This is a genomic window from Pseudoalteromonas rubra, from assembly GCF_005887115.1.
GTDB lineage: Bacteria > Pseudomonadota > Gammaproteobacteria > Enterobacterales > Alteromonadaceae > Pseudoalteromonas > Pseudoalteromonas rubra_F.
This window is the reverse complement of the sequence record NZ_PNCJ01000005.1, coordinates 102,992-120,309: the sequence shown is the minus strand read 5'-3', so window position 1 is coordinate 120,309 and position 17,318 is coordinate 102,992. Positions and strand designations below refer to the sequence as shown.

The window sequence follows — 17,318 nt, the reverse complement described above, 5'->3', positions numbered from 1 at the left end:
GCATTTTTTTATCTAAAAATGGGCGTCATAAAAATGAAATACCAAGTAATCGGCCTGGCGGTACTCACTGGCCTGGCACTGACCGGCTGCGAAGAATCACAACATCATAATCAAGCCGCTGAATTGATAGCTGCGCAGACAACGCATAGCGCTGCACCTTATAAGCCAGGTGAAGATATTCCGGCAACCGCTTACATGGAACACGATGAAGTCTATAACCCAGAGTCGGTGATACCGCCTCAGTGTTACACTAAAACCGATGGTGTAAATAACCCGTGTTATGCCTGCCATCAATCTTATAAAGAGGAGCCAGAAAGAGCTAATGCGATGCGCGATGGCCATCTGCAGGGCGTGTATGAATTTTCTGATTTGGGCCTGAAAAACCACTGGAAAAACCTCTTTGTTGACAGGACTGACTTGATCGCAGGCGTGCCAGATAAAGAGATCATGGAATGGATCAATCAGGATAATTACACCCCGTTTATAGAAAAGCTGAAACAAGATAAGCAATGGCAAGGTGAGATCACCCCGTTGGAAAACCTGGCCTACCCGGAAAAAGCCTTTGATGAAATGGGTTTTGCCAAAGATGGCAGTGGCTGGGTGGCGTTTAACTACAAACCCTTCCCATCGACGTTTTGGCCTACTAATGGCTCCACGGGTGATGTGATGATCCGTTTGCCCGAAGCGTTTCGCTCAAAAGGCGGCGTGTATAATCAGGACGTGTACCTGGCAAACCTGAGCCTGGTTGAGCTGGCGTTAAAAGGCCTGGATAAGATCTCAACACCAACAATCTCAGAACAACGCATTGGCCAGGATTTAAATGGCGATAATCGGCTTAGTGAAATCAACGAGATCACGAAGCAATCACATTATGTGGGGGATGCCACAGATGCGTTGGCGCATATGCTTTACCCTCAGGAAACCGAATTCCTGCATACCGTACGTTACATTGGTGTGGACGAACAGGGTGGCATTTACAACGCACCGCGCATGAAAGAAGTGCGTTACATGAAAAAGCACAAGTTTAAAACGCGTCAGTCGTTAAACTCCTCATATTACCGTGAGGCTAAAGAAAAAGCGTTTGAGAATTTGCCGCAAACCCTGTATCTGGGCGATCAGGGTATCAACAACACTTTTGGCTGGACCATCAATGGTTACATTGAGGATAAACAAGGTAACCTGAGACCACAGCACAAGCAGGAGCTGGCATTTTGTAATGGTTGCCACAAAACCATAGGTTCAACCTACGATCAGACCTTCTCGTTTGCCCGCAAAGTAGAAGGCGCGCGCGGCTGGGGCTATATCAACCTCAAAGAAATGAAAGATGTCCCCAACAAGGGTGAAACACTCGGCGAATTCCTGACTTATATGAACCGAGTCGGTGGTGGCGACGAGTTCCGTCAGAACCGAGAAATGCTGCAAAAGTGGTTTAAAGCAGATGGGACGGTAGACAAAGAAAAAGTCGAGTCAGCAGATAACCTGTATGAGCTGATCACCCCTTCGAAAGAGCGCGCACTGGCACTCAACAAAGCGTACAGAACCATAGTTAAAGAGCAAAGCTACCTGTTCGGCCGCGACGCAACGCTGGTTGAAGCAACTAATGTACTGCAGCAAGTAGACGACTCCCAGGCTCCGCTAAAAGAGGAAAATCAACACCAATGGGACATGCAACTTGATTGGGTGAGCAGCGACCGATGATTAAGAATCATCGCAGCGCTGCGAACGCGAGGCATGGACGCCGAGCCGGGCGCCCTCCACATGGACGTGTGCCCACTCGTACCTTATGCGACCGATGATTAATTATCATCGCAGCGCTGCGAACGCTTTTCATGGATGAAAAGCCGGAAGCCCTCCACATGGACGTGTGCCCACTCGTACCTTATGAGAACGACGATTGATAATCGTCGCAGACTCGGCGCCCCCGCTCACTTAGCGCTTTTCATGGATGAAAAGCCGGGCGCCCTCCACATGGACGTGTGCCCACTCGTACCTTATGCGACCGATGATTAATTATCATCGCAGCGCTGCGAACGCTTTTCATGGATGAAAAGCCGGAAGCCCCCTACAGGGACGTGTGCCCACTCGTACCTTATGCAACCGATGATTAAGAATCATCGCAGACTCGGCGTCCCCGCACTGCGAACGCGAGGCATGGAGGTGTGCCCATTCGTACCTCATGAGAACGACGATTGATAATCGTCGCAGGCTCGGCGCCCCCGCTCACTTAGCGCTTTTCATGGATGAAAAGCCGGGAGCCCCCTACAGGGACGTATTACCACTCGTATAAGTTATCAATATCTTTAATATACATTGAAAAATTACTGTCGAGCTGGGCTCTGAACTTGCTTTGATGCACCTGTCTGAATATCATCATCCCGTGCTCGACACGGGATCTATTGGCATACAACACGAATTTACATATAGCCTCAAAGTTGAATACGCCTGAGCAACAGTTCTGTGTAATTGAAAGTTGGATGACTGGATTTTTTATTTATCCTGCTCAGCGTGTCCCTAAATACATTGTGACCAGGATAAATAGCACTGCCCATAGTAGCGGCCATAACCCGATATCATCGCTGCTTTTAAGTCTGGCCTGAGAGCTGTTAATGCCACCAATATCTTCAACCTGGTCAAAGTCAAACTGAGCAATTGATAAAGGGCATCCGACATGAATTTTGCTATCGGCAGAGCCAGCCCCAAGTGCTACTTCTCTGAATGCCCTGACTTCAATCATAGTAAGCCCCCCTTCTATTTTTTCCATTGGGTGTATAACTGTTTTCGGCGTTAGTCGCAGAAATTTACCTTTGTAGAATGTGGAAAACGCATGTTGTAAAATTTTTTCTCCAACATGGAAGTCGGAAAATAACAGCCTGGGATGAGAAAATGGGTTAATGACCTGAATGTCAGGTGACGTGAGCTCATTTGCCTCTTTACCAATGGCTGCAATCACTTTTTTGCCTGATTTTGTCGATTGTAATGCCAGTAAGGGAACATCTTCGTAGATTTGCTTCGTTTTGATATCGGTGATTTTTAACTTGTCTTCCCAAATTTGCACATATAAAACCGGTGCAAACTTTTTTTGAGTCCATTTCAACATATTGAAACCCTTGTAGAGCTGGGCTTCTATATTACCATCAAAACAGGTTTTATGGGTTTGGCTTTGAGTGAGCAGTGAATCACTTGAGTCGCCCTTTTAATGAGCGCTTATATAGCGTGTTCATAGAAGGAAAAATAATACATTCATACGAGTCAAAAAGAGGTTTATATACCCTAACCACCACTAAAAATGTAAACAATGATGAATAGCTGATGTCGTAAAATCTCACTGGTTAACTTATAACTACTTATTTTTTAGATGGTTAGAACGAAGATTTAGCCAATCAGACTCGCCAATCTGTCATAAGTTAATACAACTGAAGGCGTCGGTTTGATGAGAAGCAAGGTATTCACATGCTAAGGTATTCGCGGAAGTCGATATGATAAGTAGCTACAGGAGTGTCATATGCAAACAAAGAAAAACATAAAAATTATGATGTTTATTTGGGCTGAACGACTCCCGCTTATCTTGGCGTTGGTTATCGGCTTGTCGTCTGCAGGACTGTATTACCTGGTACTGTTTGCCAGCATGGCTGATACTGAAAGCGCTCTGGTCTGGCTGCTTGGATTTGGGATTGGAGGTGCCAGTGTCGGATATCTGGCTGGCTTAAGTATCGCGAAGCAAGTAGACAGTGAACAGCAGAGTACTCCGGCATCGATAACTGATGGCTATGAACAATCGAATGAGGGTGAATAGCTTTGATTGGAACGCATATACCAGGCGCTAATGGCCTTATAAAACGGCTAACTGAGTTGTGTGGGTAATAGTTGCCTTTGGTAATTGAAGGAAATGAAATGAAAACAACAAGAAAAATAATGGCTTGTGCCTTTTTTAGCTTGGTTTCTCTGGGAGCACAGGCGAAAGCTGACTGCCCTACTGATTGTCAGCTGAGCAAAGTGAACCAGTATTTTGATGCACTGGATACAGTCTCTTATAAAGGCTCTACGGTTGCAGATATTGATGCCCTGATTGGTCTGATGCACGACGAGGTTAAATACGAGCATATTGAATATCAGGCTAATTTTGACAAACTCGCCTGGCGACGCGCATTTCTACGTAACCTAGAAATTGGTCGCTACGATAGTGCAACCAACCGCGAGATCCGGGTATTACGAACTATCCCGGGTAAAAATCACATGGCTGTAGAGTATGCTTATGGTGTTAACCAGGCTGATGGCAGCTGGAAACAGCAGGAGCCGATGCTGGCCGTATTTGGTTTCAAAGAAGGAAAAATCAGTCTGATCAGAGAGCTGTGGTAGTGATAAGCGGCGTATCCGAGTGATGGATACGCCCGTCGTTTGTTACTACTTATAGATAGTTAAAAGTCATAGCTGATACCGACATATGCCGTACGTGGCATACCAGGTTGAATTCGGGTTCGGCCAAAGCGCTCCTCGTTTTGCAACGCATAGGTTTTGTCGGTGAGATTCGCTATCCGGGCGTGGAGTTTCACGCGCTTGTTGAGCCGGTAGTTGGCCTTGAGATTAAACACCGTGTAGCCCGAGTAAGTGTCGGTATTTTCAACGCTCAGGTAATAATCGCCGATGCTTTTGACTTCCGCAGTTAGCCTGAGTCCCTTGATGGTCTGGCTGGTGTAGTTGAGCCTGAAATTAGCGACATATTCCGGTGCCATGTGGAGGCTGTTGCCCGACAAATCTTGTTCCATCGACTCGCCCGTCTCGCGGTGAACCCGCCCTTCATCACGAATGTAATGACGGAATTCATGATCAGACTGGCTGTATGCCAGCGCGGCAGAAAATGCGCGGTTAAACTGGTAGTTCAGCCCAAGCTCAAAACCTTTATGTCTGACACTGGATGCATTTACGCGGTATGAGGCGCCCAGATCGCTGAATGCCGTAACAATGGCGTCGTCCACATCCATCAGATAGTAGGCCAGCTCAATCGACAACGCATCCAGGTTCGCTTTGTAGCCCAGCTCATAAGTATCGGACGTTTCTTCTTTCAGGCTGCCCAGCTGTGCACTGCTCTGGCGACTTTTCAGGTGATACATTTCAGGGGCTGTGGGTAATCGCATCGCATTGGCAAAGCGCACGTAAACACTGGAGTGTGCGTTAAGCAAATAGTTAAGGCTCAGCTTAGGGCTGAGATGACTAAAGGTGTCTTTACGCGAGGCTATGGAGCGATTACCAAAGCCATCGTCTTTGTATTTAGGCAAGGCATTGTCGAACTCGTATTGGCTGTGGTCAAACCGTGCCCCCAGAGTATAGCTGAGCGCGTCGGTAAGATAGCCGAGGTGCTGGATATAAGGAGATACGCTTTTGAAGGTGGTGGTGTCGTTGTAGAACACATGCCCTTGTGGGTATGTCGCTGCGCCTCGTCCAGTGGTGATTCTGGTGGTGGGCTGAAATGAGTAGGTATCTCCGGAAGTATGTTCTAAGTCAACGCCGAGCGTCGTCAGAGCACTGTTTTGATGAGACCAGCTGGCCAGTGCAAGCAGGCCGAATGTGGTGACTTCCGTTTCTTCTACCGGGAAATTGGGCTGCCAGGTAGCGAGGTGTTCTAATGTGCGGTGACGCGCATAAGGAATAAGGGATACGCTCAGGTTTTTATCCTCATACAGATATTCCGTGCTGAGGCGCATATAATCCGTGGTTCTGCGCGGATCCAGGTCGATCACTTCGTCAGGCAGACCTGACTGGGAGGGATCTTGTTCAAACTGCTCTATGCTGAGTGTGGTCAGGATCTGCTGATCAAGCGACGAGGCTATCAGCGAGGTTGTCAGACTTTGTTTGTCGTCCAGTTGATATTCATGACGTACGTCCAGCTCGGCTTTTTCAACGGCGTTATGATCTCGCCAGCCGTCATTTTCCAGATAGGCCGCCGATACGCGCAATCCACCCTGGTTGTCATCCAGCCATGTCGTGCTGCCATTTATCCTTGAATAACCATGTTCACCCAGTGTCAGACCAAGAGAGTTTTTGTCTGCTGAAACCGGCTTCGACAGTACATTGACGGTGGCTGCTACCGCGCCTGAGCCATGCAGGCTGGTTCCTGCCCCACGCAGTACTTCAAGACGTGACAGACCAATGTTACTGCTGGTCCACCACAGCGCGTTATGAGTGTAAAAGGCTGCTGATTGCAGCGGGATATTATCCTGCAAATATAAGGTGTAGCCATCAAAATTAATCGGCATACGTACGGCTGCGTTGTGCCCTTGTCCACCCGACAGCTGATTGATCAAAACCCCCGGTATGGTTTGCAATGACTCGGAGATATGCTGCGCATTGTCGTCAGCAATGGTTTGCTCGGATACCTGACCCACACTCAGCGCCAGATCGGTATTGGCTTTGGCTGTACGGGTTGATGTAACCGTGATTTTTTCTATCTGGTCGATACCTGCTGTGTCAGCAGCAACCTGTGCTGAATACGCCTGTAGCAAGGCAAACGTTAACGCAGAAACAGTCAAACCGGGTTTCATGAAGACCTCTTTATTCGTTCAGGGAGCTGGATGATAATCCTGCCATGTAAAAATGTACAAATTATGCGGTCGGTATACGGTAAAGGCTTGTATCGTGATCTTTGCTGAGAGAATAAATCAATTTGGGTACATTGGTAAAATATGTGTTAACTTCCGTAGGTTGATGAAGACTTATCGGTGGTGAGTTATGCCCCATACGCCCAATTTTGAAGATATACGCTATTTTATCGAAGTGGCCGGTACGAGAAATTTATCTCGTGCTTCAGAGCGTCTGGGGATCACCCAGCCCAGTGTCAGTGCCGCGATGAAAAGACTGGAACAGAGTTTTGGCACCGATTTGCTGGTTCGACACAAAAACGGTGTGGCATTGACCAAAGCGGGTGAAGTATTGCAGGAACAAGGACAGCGTTTTATGGCTGACTGGAGCCAGCTGAAGTCGAACGTCTACCAGGCAAACAGTGAAATGGTCGGGACCTTCACCCTGGGCTGCCACCCTTCAGTGGCACTCTATACACTGCCTCACATACTTGGGCCCTTACGCACTAAGTACCCTGGTTTGATATTCAATCTGGTCCATGACTTGTCAAGGAAAGTGACTGAGCAAGTGATCAGTCATGAAATCGACTTTGCATTGGTCATTAATCCCGTCAGACACCCTGAGCTGGTGATCCACAGTTTGTTATTTGATAATGTGACACTCTGGTGTGCGCAATCCTCGGATGTCACAGAGCGCGAATCATTGCCTTTGTATTGCGACCCGAATCTCAAGCAAACACAGCAACTGCTTAAGTCTCTGCCTGACTTTCACCATCATCAGATTGCGTCTAACAACCTTGAAGTGATCTCTGCCTTAGTTGCCAATGGGCTGGGTTTGGGGATTTTACCTGAGCGCGTTGCCAGGCGCGCACCGGCGCCCCTGACAACGTATAGCGCAAAAATAAAGCCAGTTCCGGATGAGCTGTGCTTTATTTATCGTGCTGATAAGCAAAATTATGCGGTCAGTTCACAGTTGCATCGCGAGATTAAACAGCTGCTATCTGATTGACGTTTACCTTGTCAGAGGCGTTATATTTGGTCACAGTCAATGGCGCTGACAACGGCATGTACATCCGGGTTATTTGACAGCTTTTCAAACAGTTCGCCAAAGGTTTCGCCGCCTTTGGTGCGTATGGTAACAACTGTGCCATAGTATTGAGTCGTTAGATCGAATGTATAAGTCATCCCGGCGCGTGTTTGTGTGCCCAGGCTCAGCTCTGTAGAACCCTCGCTGTTGGGGTAGTAATTATCGACGACCAGGTTATCGGCCAGGGTTTGATAATTATCGGTGTAGCTGTTGCGTCTGTTGAGAGCAATGCCTATACCACAGTTGCCACCATGCATTTGTGGGTACACTACAAAAAGTTCTGCTGTGTTGGCGTTGTTTTGCAAGGTTGTAAAATTGCCGCTTCGTTTTATCCAGTCGCCTGCATCTGCGAGTGCTGAAGACGCGGCGACCAGCGTAGTTAGAGACAAAGCGCGCAGAGTGTGTTGGATGGTACTATTCATTGTATGATCTCCTGTTTTGTTAGTTCCCCAACTTTAAAAAAGCGAGGCAAATTAATAAAATAGAAGTTATCAATCTGTGTGATAGGCAAACCCAATAGCACCCATGCGTGACCAGTGATTGTGTAACTCACCGGCCAGTTGCTGTGCCTGCATGATTTCATCCAGCGTCATGCGTTGTTCCAGGTAATTTCTTGTCCACTCAACGCGACTATATACCCCACTGTCCTGATAGGTTTGCAAAAAGTAATGACTGTAAGCCAGTGCCTGAATATAGTTTTGTCCGCCAGTATCAGGGTCCAGGTACTGATAGCCACGGATCAATTGTAAGGTCGCTTTCTCCCCACCCAGCAATGCGACTTGTTCAGTCACCTGATATTTTTGTGCCGTGAATGCTTTCATATGAGCAACCTGTTCGTCTCTGGTGAGTGTGCTGAAATTCAGTGCCTGATGCACTTCTGTCGGGGCTAGCCGCCACAGTGTATCGGCTGCTTTATCAGAGCCCATTTGGGCTGCGTTTATTAGCTTCTGCACATAGTTTTCATCGCGGCTTGTATTGTTCAGGCAGCGTTGATATCTGGTTGTCATGGTTTCGATTATCTCGTGCACTTCATCGCGAGATAATGCCTCTTCAAGCCATTGATTGAATGCTTCGTCGTTACGCGGAACGTTGCGACACTGGCGTATTTGCATGGCGTGTTTAAACCATGTTTCAGCTGACTTGGTCTGCACCTGCTCGGGTTGCTGGCGTGTCGTACTGACCATTTTATTCGTCAGGTCTGGATACTGAACTTGTTTGACAATGGAATCTGCACCGTTGATATTCTCGGCGTCATTCTGTTCTTTTGGGTAAAAGAGCTGTGCACAAACAAAAAGACACAGGCCTGTCAGCATGCCAATAAGAGTACTACGCATAAAAAGGCTACCTGTTGATGAAAGGTGCCGCTTCATGGAGGCGGCGCCCGAGATTAAAATCCGTTTTTAAGTGTCTGCTCCCGGTCCACCACTTTGCCCTGATGGATCACGGCGTGAATTTTTTGGGTATTCTGAATATCCTCTATCGGCGAAGCATCGAGGATCACAAAGCTTGCCTGAGCACCGGTTTGCAGTGTGTTATCAATGCCCAGAAAGGAACCTGAGCGTGTGGTGGCTGCTGCCAGTGCTTGCCAGTTTGTCATGCCAGCCTGGGTGAATTTCAGCATTTCTCTGTGCACAGAATAACCCTGAATAGTACCGTAGTTACCGGCGTCAGTGCCTGCTAAAACGGTTACACCGGCTGTTACCAGTGCGGCCAGGTTAGCGGTTCGTTGTGCGTCCTGCTTACGCCATTTGGCCTCCCGGTCGCCCCACTTCTTCATGGTTTCTTCGCTCTGGTAACCTGCAATGATGGCTGGGGTGGTCATGGCTTGCAGCAGCTCTGAGGCGATCACTGTTTTATCGAACAGAAAATCCGTCAAATCGGTGTGAACTGTCATTGTGGGGATCACCACCATCTTTGCCTTGGCTATTTTATCTGCCAGCCCTGTTGGGATGGGGGTACCGGGAATGTGTGTAAAGGCAGTGGCGCCCACTTCGAGGGCATCACTGACCTCCTGCCAGGTTTTAAGGTGAACAATGGTCTTGATCCCCAACTGGTTACTTTGCTGGACGATGGCAGCAAAGGTCGCTTTGTCAATTGAGGGTTGATCGTCACTGGGTTGATATACCACTTTAATCACATCGGGTTTGGCTTTGGCCAGACTTTGTACCTGAGCTATGGCTTCTTCAGGGGTCGACATAGTGCGTGTTTCCAGGCCGTATTCTGTACAATGACCTTTTGGCGCGGTCAAACAAGATAAACTGCTGTATATATCGGCCCCCAAAAATGCACCGGCTCTTTGTTGTTGTCGTGCGGTTATCTGGCCTAGTTCATGTCCAAATAAGTCTAAAAATCCGGTTACTCCGGCATACAGCACGCGTTGGGAGATTTTTTCCGTGCCGGCAAAATCTGATTTAGCATGGGGAGCCCGGTTGCCAAACGCATGAACATGCATGTCGATCAGTCCCGGGATTAGCCAGCGGTTGTTCAGTTCGAGTATTTGACCTTTAAAGTCGGCTGGAGGCACTGAGTATTCAGCGGCTATCCTGCCTTGCTCAATTAACACGGCACCACGGCGGATTTTTTGCTGGTCGACATCGACTATCTGAACCTGAGTGAGTAGCAGTGTATCCGGAGAAGGGGTTGGCATATCAGCTGCGTAACTCATTTGCGTTGCCGAGAGCGTGAGCATGGCACCACTGAGTATGCCTATTAACTTTGTTACTAATGTTTTCATTATCTGGATCCTTGAGCAGAAAAAGTGTTTTTTATTAGTGTTATATCCAACGCCCTAGTGTGCCTATTTAGCAGATACCGCGCAACGTTAAATAGGCCGGATTACGTAATGTAAAGGGGGTTGACACAGCTTAAGCAGGCGCCAGAGCAGGTTCAATAAGACGTATTGTGATATTGTAAGATTTATTTTCATTATACTGTTTTTATATACAGTTTGTTATGATTTACTATATACCTAAATAGGAGACGAACGTGATGCTAGAATTGATACAACAAGTACCCTCTGCCCAGGAATATTGCGATATGCGTGTTAAGGCCGGGCTCTCACCAAAGTCGCTGGAAGCGGCTGAAATTGGCTTACCAAACACACTTTATGGTGTTTCGGTCCGCGATGGTGAAAAACTGATTGCGATGGGTCGGGTGGTTGGTGATGGTGCCTGTAATTTTGAAGTGGTTGACGTGGCAGTCGACCCTGCTTATCAGGGGCAGGGGCTGGGTCGTCGAGTGATGGAGTCGATTGATGCGTATTTGTCGTCTGTTGCACTGCCAGGCTCTTATGTCTCTATGATTGCCGATGAGCCCGTATTCTACGAAAAATTGGGGTATCGCTTGGTCGCACCGAAGAGCCAGGGCATGACCAAAAAGTTCCAGCCTTACAAATAAACGCAAGGGTCACGATGAAACAGAACATTGCGCACATCGCGCTGGTGGTCAACGACTACGACGAAGCGCTCGACTTTTATGTCGGTAAACTCAAGTTTGAGCTTATAGAGGATACCTATCAGGCGGAGCAAGATAAGCGCTGGGTAGTGGTCGCACCGCCTAATTCTCAGGGAGTTGCTTTATTGCTTGCAAAAGCCTCGAAACCAGAACAAAAACGCTTTGTTGGCGACCAGGCGGGCGGCCGTGTGTTTTTGTTTTTAAGCACTGACGACTTTTGGCGAGACTATGAAGCGATGAAAGCTGAGGGGGTTCAGTTTGTGCGTGAGCCCGCTGTGCAGGACTATGGCACAGTCGCTGTATTTGAGGACTTATATGGGAACTTGTGGGATCTAATTGAGTATACCTGCGGGCATCCTATGTCGAAACGGTGCAGATAATATCTGCACACTTAGCTGCTGAGTTTGAATAAATAAGGTACACTCGCGCGACCTTGTTTTTATTTTTTCAGTTGAACCATACGGCAAATGAGATGCTCAAAGAATGAGTGTATGCCGCCTCGTTTGACTCAGATGAGTATTCAGCGTTTATGCAGAACCCAAATCAATATCAGACTACATCTAAGACCAGTCGTAAGCTTCAGTTTATTAAGGAGCGAGTTAAGGTCGTGGGTTATGTGCAGTTACTGGCAGCACTGGTGATGACTATAGTATTGGTGGTCGGTTTTTTTGCTGAGGGAGAGAGCGCACCAGTAACGCTCACTGGACTACCTTTGATTTTCCTGAATGCCATTGCTGGTTACACCGCGATCACGTCGCAGGTAAAGTGGTACTTTTTGTCTATTCTGAATCAGGCCTTGCAGGTTGTCAGTGTTCAGCTCGGTGCATTTGCATATACCTACACCGGAATGGGGGCAATCAATCTGGGTATCAATCGGGATTTGATTGGTGAAACCCAGGTAGGTTTTGGTTTGCTGTTGTCTTCTACATTTGAGCTTGAGATGAAAGCCAGCACAATGAAGTTGAGTGTGGTCGAGGTAGATTTGGTGGCGGTGTCATTTGTGATTGCTATTTTTACAGCGATGAGACGTCGTTAATTCTCTTATTCAAAAAAGCTATTTAATATCTTCAATTGGAATATGTTATTGTATAACTGTTTTTTTCTGGCGGAGATCTTTCTGTCAGTGCCACAGAAAAAGAGTAAATAGATGTTATTTGAGTTAGAAACCTATACCCGCCATGCGAAGTGGCTGGGCCTTGCTGCTATTGGGATATCCGTTCTTGCCTGGACGGTTGAGTTAATGGGGGCCGTTTATGTATGTCCTTATTGTCGCGTGCAACGCACAGTCATTGGTCTGCTTGGCTTGATTTTGTTAACAGGGGCGGCGCGTCACTGGTTAGGTAAATATGCTGCGTTGGTATTTGGTTTCTTTGGGGCTGTTGTTGCTGCAAATCAGCACTTTATGGGCTGGAAAAAGATTTCAGCTGGCAAGTTTGAATTTAATGATACCCTGATTATTGACCCTTTCCTGCTTTCAGGGTTGGCAATGACGGCAATCATAGGGTTAGTCTGGCTGGCCACCACACAGAAAAAATAAGCTGCCTTGTAGGCTATATGCAAAACCTAACAACCCAGCCCGAAGCATTGTGCTCCGGGCCGGGTTGTTTTTAAGCCGGTTTTTCGTCCTTAATAACAGCAACCAGCAGTGCCGGTAAAAAAGTCAGGCTGAGCAGCGTTGAAACCAAAATACCACTGAGTACGATAATTCCCACACCGCGATACAACTCGGTTCCTTCTCCTGGGATAAGCACCAGAGGTGCCAGGCCGAAAATGGTTGTGGTCGTTGACATTAATATTGGTCTGAGACGTTTTGCCACGGCCTGCTGGACCGCTTCTTTGACCTTCATTCCCTGCTCCATCACATAACGACGGGTCTGGTCGACGATCAGGATGGGGTTATTCACCACCGTGCCCAGTAAGATCAAAAAGCCCAGCATAGTGATCATATCAAATGGCTGATGGAAGGCACTGAGCCCTATGGCCGACAAGGTGCTATTAATGCCATTAACGGTCACCAGCCCTAGTAAGCCACCGGCCATGCCTAAAGGAACGGTTGCCAGGATAAACAACGGATAGCGCCAGTGGGTAAAAATGGCCACCAACAGCAGGTAACTCAGCACCAGTGCTATGACGAAGTTGCCAGACAGAGAGGCTTTGGTGGCCTCTAACTGATCTGCGGCACCACTGATGTTGACCTTAATACCCTGAGCAATCTTGCCCTGTTGCCAGAGGTTAGGTAACAGTTGCTGACGCACAATTTGCTCGGCCGTTTCCAGCGCAACGTCTCGCGGTGGGATGATGTATACGGTGACGGTCCGGTTACCATCAACACGACGCACGGAATTACTGTTCTTACTTTCAACCAGATCGGCCAGTGCATTGAGCGGTAGCACCTGTCCGTTGGGGGTGATGATAGGTGTTGTGGAGAGCTGCTCTATGGTCTGGCGATTGCCCGAGCCACTGAACAGGAACATGTCGACTTTATCATCGTTAAGGATGAACTCATCTACATAAGCACCATCACTCATCGCAGCCACGGCATACCCAAAGTCCCGGTTATCCAGCCCCAGCTCAGCCAGTCTTGCCCAGCGAGGCTGGATCTCGATGAGTGGCTGGTCGAGTGTCAGTGATCTGGGGTCAGAGTTGATCTGTGGCTTATCAAACAATTTATCCGCTTCGGCATAGACTGCTTCTGCCGCGCTATAGAGGTCTGTGATGTTTGCACCGGCAATATCGACCGCCACGGCACGTGTACCGCCATCATTGCTGGAAATAATCGAACCTCGGGCAGAGAACGCACGCATGCCCTCGTAACTTCTGAATTTATCCGTAATGGCGTTCATCATCTGATTAATATGCTCAGGTTCAACGGGGGCACTTAAGAACCAGATCCGCCCAACTGACACTGACATGGAGTAGTACTCCAGTGGCGGCATATCAGTCTTCCCTGCCAGAAAATCTGCGTTATCTGCCTGCACAAAGCCATCAAAATAGCCGCGCAGTTCCGTACCAATTTTTTCCATTTCGGTCAGGTTGTAGTTCGGGGGCGCAATCATCATAGAGAACGCCTTGGGCTCTTCACCTTCTGGCAAATATTCGGCAGCTGGCATCAAAGTTGTGGCCAGACCCATAATAACCACGATAAACGCAGCGCTGGCAATGCGTGCCTGGGTGGTCGTGCGGGTGAATAGCTGTGACAACTTCAACCAGTAGGTACCCAATTCAACTTGACGTTTTTCTTCCAGATCTTGCTGCTTACCAAAGTTTGCCAGTGCGACGGGGACGACAAAAATGGCCACAAGCATGGAAGCAATGATGGCGCCAGAAATGGCAATCGCAATGTCTGAGTAGAGTTGGCCAGCTTCCTGTTGCACAAATAAAATCGGTGCGAAAACCAATACTGTGGTGGCGGTTGATGCCAGTACTGCAGGCCAGACTTCCTTCACGCCATTGATGGCAGCTAAGCGTCGGCTGATCCCTTCACGTTTGGCCTGAACGATAGATTCTAACACCACTATGGTGTTGTCCACCGTCATGCCGATAGCAAAGGCGACCCCGGCCAGAGAGATAACATTGATGGTGCGGCCAAAGCTCATCAGGGCAAAAAAGGCTGCGATGGTACATAATGGGATCCCCATCACACCAACCAGCGTCGCGCGGCCAGAACGCAGGAAGAAGTACATCACCAGGGTTGCCAGCAGTGCACCTAACGCCAGATTGGTCCAGACGTTCTCCAGTGAGCTTTTTACATAGCGGACATCGTCGCTCAGTAATTTCAATTCCAGGCCATTTTGCGCGAGCAATTGTTGGTTAATTTCTTCAACTACTGGCAGCATCTGCTCTTTGATATCAAGTACATTGGAGCCACTTTCGCGTCGTACCGACAGGCGTAAAGTACGCTCGCCGTTTGAATAGCTTACACCGCGGGTTTCGAAGTGGTCCAGCGTGACGCTGGCAACATCTTTGAGCAGTACATTGGCATTGCCATCACGTTTGATGATCAGGTTTTCCAGTTCATTAAGTTGCTCAAAGCGGCCAATCACACGCAACAGATAACGGCTTTCGCCACTTTCGATATCACCGCCAGAGGTATCACGGTTCCGGTCGCGGATCACGGTTCTGACGTCGCTCAGACTAATGCCACGTTGAGCCAGACGTGCTGCGTCGACCTTAATCTGGATTTGTCGTTGTGCACCACCGCCAATACGAACTTCTGAGACGCCTGTGACGCTTTCCATGCGTGGCCGAATGTAGTCTTCGGCATAGTCCCGCAGCAAATCCATGTCCAGCTGTAATGGATTGCCGGCTTGCGGTTTAAGCAGGAAGAACATAAAGGCGTTACTAGAGAAAGAACTGGAAAACAGCCGTGGCTGATCGACATTTTCGGGATAAGCGGGCACCTGGCTGAGCGCATTGTTTACTCGGATCAGGGCGTCGTTGACCTCAACGCCAAAAGGGAACTCCAGCTCTATAGTCGCTTCGCCCATTTCGGCAAACGAGATCATGCGCTGCAGGTTCGGTAAGCTGCGCAGGTAACGCTCCTGCTCTATCAGGATCTCTTTTTCCACATCTTGCGGGGTTGCACCGGGCCAGCCCGTTTGTACCGTAATGGTTCTGACTTCCAGGTCCGGGATCATCTGAACGGGAATGTTCAAAGCGGATACCAGACCCAAAATGGTGGTGATCAGCACCACCACGGCCACTAAGGTGCCGCGTTTTACCGCTGATTCAATCATTGTAGATTCCCTGCTCTGGCGCTGATTTGCAGTTGTGTGCCTTCTTTTAATAGCTCGATACCAGTGGTGATCACCGACTCATTACCCGTCAGGCCGGTCACTGCAACATAGTCTGGTCGTGAAGCTGTAATGGTCACTATTTTACGTTTGGCTGTATTGTTGTTGGCAATAAATACGCTGCTACCGCCATCCGGGTGCTGTTTAACCGCCTTTTTAGGGATCCATACGGCACCATCTTGTGCACTCAGGAGCAGGTCAGCTTGGGCCGACATGCCTGGTGTAAATTGAGCATGGACTGACATGGTATCGGTCAAATCTATGTGTGCCGTAAAGGTCCGGCTGGATGGATCTGTGACGGCAACAATGCGACTGATCTCAGCCTTGATGGGCTTAGCTGCATTGATATCGGGCGTCACCATAACTGGTAGCCTGGGGGTTGAGCGTAACAGAGGAAAGTACTCCTGCGGGACATTGACCACAATGCGCAAGTCTGACTCTGCGACCAGTGTAAAGAGCTGATCACCCGGTGTGACCCATTCGCCCATATCCACAGAACGTTGCCCTATTACGCCTGTAAAGGGGGCATACAGCGTATGACGGTTTAGTCTTTCCTGTGCCAGGGCAACCAGAGCTTGTTGTTTTATCTGTTCAGCCTTAGCGTTTGCCAGTGCTGCGGTGCGCTCGCCAATGAGCGTTTGTGCCACACTTTGCTTTTTGGAGAGGGCTGCAACTTCATCCAACAGACGCTGTGCCTCATTGACCGAAACCGTGGCTGCCTGCGCACCGGCCTTTGCCTGTGCCAGATTTAACTCTGCCAGTGTGGCATCCAGCTTTAGCAATGGATCGCCTTTACTGACGGTGTCTCCTGCGTCTACGAGCAAGGTCTGTACTAGCCCTGACTCCTGACTGGCCAATTGTGCGTTGTGTCTGGCTTCGACGGAGCCGCTGAGGGTCATCACCCTGGGTTGCTTTGTGGCACTGGGTGTGTAAACCTCAACCAGTGTAGCTTGCGCTAACCCCGAGTGTGAGTAAAGCAACATTGTGGTGATTAGCATGACGCTTGCGATTACGCGTGCGGAAATATGCATATAAGCCTCTAATGATAATAGTTTTCATTTAATTCTATGGGTCTTTTGACCAATAAGCATGCGATTTGCGACTAAACATGAGATTTTTGCTATTTATGGGATTACTGGCCTCCTTTACGAGCATGGCAGGTGCGGCTGATTGTTCTGCTGCTGACAAACGGTTCGTCTATGAGCAGCTCCTTAGTGCCGATTTTGAAGAAGCCAAAACGAACAGGACGTTTAAGATTCGACCCGAGCAGGTATGTGCTGTGGCCAATAAAGAGGCCTCTGATAGCAGGGGGTATTATTTGTATAAGATAGGGCCCTGGACTCGTTATATTAGTGTGCATAACGGCCTGAACGGACACGTGCAGATGTATGGCCCGTTCAAGTTCTGACAATG

General features: G+C 48.5%; 16 protein-coding genes. 9 read left to right on the top strand and 7 right to left on the bottom strand.

The window, feature by feature from the left end; genetic code table 11:
• The first annotated feature begins 33 nt into the window (after positions 1–33).
• Positions 34–1,698, top strand: coding sequence for a hypothetical protein (locus CWB98_RS01545; protein ID WP_138543229.1), 1,665 nt, complete (start codon positions 34–36; stop codon positions 1,696–1,698).
• Positions 1,699–2,500: 802 nt separating this feature from the next.
• On the opposite strand, the gene CWB98_RS01540 is transcribed toward CWB98_RS01545, so the two are convergent.
• Entirely contained in the window at positions 2,501–3,097 is a 597-nt protein-coding gene (locus tag CWB98_RS01540) for a rod shape-determining protein MreB (RefSeq protein WP_138543228.1), read from the bottom strand.
• Positions 3,098–3,502: 405 nt separating this feature from the next.
• Here CWB98_RS01540 and CWB98_RS01535 point away from each other — a divergent pair, with 405 nt between their 5' ends.
• Both CWB98_RS01535 and CWB98_RS01530 read left to right on the top strand, forming a co-directional pair.
• Complete coding sequence (locus tag CWB98_RS01535; protein ID WP_138543227.1) at positions 3,503–3,793, top strand: hypothetical protein; 291 nt, start codon at positions 3,503–3,505, stop codon at positions 3,791–3,793.
• A gap of 98 nt (positions 3,794–3,891) precedes the next feature.
• Entirely contained in the window at positions 3,892–4,356 is a 465-nt protein-coding gene (locus CWB98_RS01530) for a hypothetical protein (RefSeq protein WP_249364571.1), read from the top strand.
• A 59-nt stretch (positions 4,357–4,415) separates the two neighbouring features.
• Here CWB98_RS01530 and CWB98_RS01525 read toward each other — a convergent pair whose 3' ends face one another.
• On the bottom strand, positions 4,416–6,536 hold the full coding sequence (locus CWB98_RS01525) for a TonB-dependent receptor (RefSeq protein WP_138543226.1): 2,121 nt from the start codon (positions 6,534–6,536) through the stop codon (positions 4,416–4,418).
• Positions 6,537–6,723: 187 nt separating this feature from the next.
• Here CWB98_RS01525 and CWB98_RS01520 point away from each other — a divergent pair, with 187 nt between their 5' ends.
• On the top strand, positions 6,724–7,581 hold the full coding sequence (locus tag CWB98_RS01520) for a LysR family transcriptional regulator (RefSeq protein ID WP_138543225.1): 858 nt from the start codon (positions 6,724–6,726) through the stop codon (positions 7,579–7,581).
• Between the two features lie 20 nt (positions 7,582–7,601).
• Here CWB98_RS01520 and CWB98_RS01515 read toward each other — a convergent pair whose 3' ends face one another.
• The 3 genes from CWB98_RS01515 to CWB98_RS01505 all read right to left on the bottom strand — a co-directional run bounded on the left by CWB98_RS01515 (position 7,602) and on the right by CWB98_RS01505 (position 10,393).
• The gene (locus tag CWB98_RS01515) at positions 7,602–8,081 is read right to left on the bottom strand and encodes a hypothetical protein (RefSeq protein ID WP_138543224.1); all 480 of its coding nucleotides are present in this window, start codon (positions 8,079–8,081) and stop codon (positions 7,602–7,604) included.
• Between the two features lie 69 nt (positions 8,082–8,150).
• Entirely contained in the window at positions 8,151–8,993 is an 843-nt protein-coding gene (locus CWB98_RS01510) for a hypothetical protein (RefSeq protein ID WP_138543223.1), read from the bottom strand.
• Positions 8,994–9,046: 53 nt separating this feature from the next.
• Positions 9,047–10,393 (bottom strand): amidohydrolase family protein, encoded by a 1,347-nt coding sequence (locus tag CWB98_RS01505; RefSeq protein ID WP_138543222.1) that lies wholly within the window; start codon positions 10,391–10,393, stop codon positions 9,047–9,049.
• 254 nt (positions 10,394–10,647) lie between these two features.
• On the opposite strand from CWB98_RS01505, the gene CWB98_RS01500 reads away from it, so the two are divergent.
• The 4 genes from CWB98_RS01500 to CWB98_RS01485 all read left to right on the top strand — a co-directional run bounded on the left by CWB98_RS01500 (position 10,648) and on the right by CWB98_RS01485 (position 12,649).
• Entirely contained in the window at positions 10,648–11,055 is a 408-nt protein-coding gene (locus CWB98_RS01500; RefSeq protein WP_138543221.1) for a GNAT family N-acetyltransferase, read from the top strand.
• Between the two features lie 14 nt (positions 11,056–11,069).
• The gene (locus CWB98_RS01495) at positions 11,070–11,492 is read left to right on the top strand and encodes a VOC family protein (protein WP_138543220.1); all 423 of its coding nucleotides are present in this window, start codon (positions 11,070–11,072) and stop codon (positions 11,490–11,492) included.
• 149 nt (positions 11,493–11,641) lie between these two features.
• Positions 11,642–12,148: a hypothetical protein gene (locus CWB98_RS01490; protein ID WP_138543219.1), complete on the top strand. Its 507-nt coding sequence runs from the start codon at positions 11,642–11,644 to the stop codon at positions 12,146–12,148.
• Positions 12,149–12,259: 111 nt separating this feature from the next.
• Complete coding sequence (locus tag CWB98_RS01485) at positions 12,260–12,649, top strand: disulfide bond formation protein B (protein ID WP_138543218.1); 390 nt, start codon at positions 12,260–12,262, stop codon at positions 12,647–12,649.
• A gap of 70 nt (positions 12,650–12,719) precedes the next feature.
• Here CWB98_RS01485 and CWB98_RS01480 read toward each other — a convergent pair whose 3' ends face one another.
• Together CWB98_RS01480 and CWB98_RS01475 are read right to left on the bottom strand one after the other, a co-directional pair.
• Positions 12,720–15,848: an efflux RND transporter permease subunit gene (locus tag CWB98_RS01480; RefSeq protein WP_138543217.1), complete on the bottom strand. Its 3,129-nt coding sequence runs from the start codon at positions 15,846–15,848 to the stop codon at positions 12,720–12,722.
• Positions 15,845–16,936: an efflux RND transporter periplasmic adaptor subunit gene (locus tag CWB98_RS01475; protein ID WP_138543216.1), complete on the bottom strand. Its 1,092-nt coding sequence runs from the start codon at positions 16,934–16,936 to the stop codon at positions 15,845–15,847. The genes CWB98_RS01480 and CWB98_RS01475 overlap by 4 nt, the downstream gene beginning before the upstream one ends.
• Positions 16,937–17,013: 77 nt before the next feature.
• Between CWB98_RS01475 and CWB98_RS01470 the strand changes: the two genes are divergently transcribed.
• Complete coding sequence (locus CWB98_RS01470) at positions 17,014–17,313, top strand: hypothetical protein (protein ID WP_138543215.1); 300 nt, start codon at positions 17,014–17,016, stop codon at positions 17,311–17,313.
• Positions 17,314–17,318 lie beyond the last annotated feature (5 nt).

What these genes read in the sequence shown, in the direction of transcription:
- CWB98_RS01535 (WP_138543227.1), top strand. Translation starts at nt 3,503, where the DNA reads ATGCAAACAAAGAAAAACATAAAAATTATGATGTTTATTTGGGCTGAA.
- CWB98_RS01470 (WP_138543215.1), top strand. Translation starts at nt 17,014, where the DNA reads ATGAGATTTTTGCTATTTATGGGATTACTGGCCTCCTTTACGAGCATG.
- CWB98_RS01520 (WP_138543225.1), top strand. Translation starts at nt 6,724, where the DNA reads ATGCCCCATACGCCCAATTTTGAAGATATACGCTATTTTATCGAAGTG.
- CWB98_RS01530 (WP_249364571.1), top strand. Translation starts at nt 3,892, where the DNA reads ATGAAAACAACAAGAAAAATAATGGCTTGTGCCTTTTTTAGCTTGGTT.
- CWB98_RS01545 (WP_138543229.1), top strand. Translation starts at nt 34, where the DNA reads ATGAAATACCAAGTAATCGGCCTGGCGGTACTCACTGGCCTGGCACTG.
- CWB98_RS01505 (WP_138543222.1), bottom strand. Translation starts at nt 10,393, where the DNA reads ATGAAAACATTAGTAACAAAGTTAATAGGCATACTCAGTGGTGCCATG.
- CWB98_RS01500 (WP_138543221.1), top strand. Translation starts at nt 10,648, where the DNA reads ATGCTAGAATTGATACAACAAGTACCCTCTGCCCAGGAATATTGCGAT.
- CWB98_RS01495 (WP_138543220.1), top strand. Translation starts at nt 11,070, where the DNA reads ATGAAACAGAACATTGCGCACATCGCGCTGGTGGTCAACGACTACGAC.
- CWB98_RS01515 (WP_138543224.1), bottom strand. Translation starts at nt 8,081, where the DNA reads ATGAATAGTACCATCCAACACACTCTGCGCGCTTTGTCTCTAACTACG.
- CWB98_RS01480 (WP_138543217.1), bottom strand. Translation starts at nt 15,848, where the DNA reads ATGATTGAATCAGCGGTAAAACGCGGCACCTTAGTGGCCGTGGTGGTG.
- CWB98_RS01540 (WP_138543228.1), bottom strand. Translation starts at nt 3,097, where the DNA reads ATGTTGAAATGGACTCAAAAAAAGTTTGCACCGGTTTTATATGTGCAA.
- CWB98_RS01490 (WP_138543219.1), top strand. Translation starts at nt 11,642, where the DNA reads ATGCAGAACCCAAATCAATATCAGACTACATCTAAGACCAGTCGTAAG.
- CWB98_RS01525 (WP_138543226.1), bottom strand. Translation starts at nt 6,536, where the DNA reads ATGAAACCCGGTTTGACTGTTTCTGCGTTAACGTTTGCCTTGCTACAG.
- CWB98_RS01475 (WP_138543216.1), bottom strand. Translation starts at nt 16,936, where the DNA reads ATGCATATTTCCGCACGCGTAATCGCAAGCGTCATGCTAATCACCACA.
- CWB98_RS01485 (WP_138543218.1), top strand. Translation starts at nt 12,260, where the DNA reads ATGTTATTTGAGTTAGAAACCTATACCCGCCATGCGAAGTGGCTGGGC.
- CWB98_RS01510 (WP_138543223.1), bottom strand. Translation starts at nt 8,993, where the DNA reads ATGCGTAGTACTCTTATTGGCATGCTGACAGGCCTGTGTCTTTTTGTT.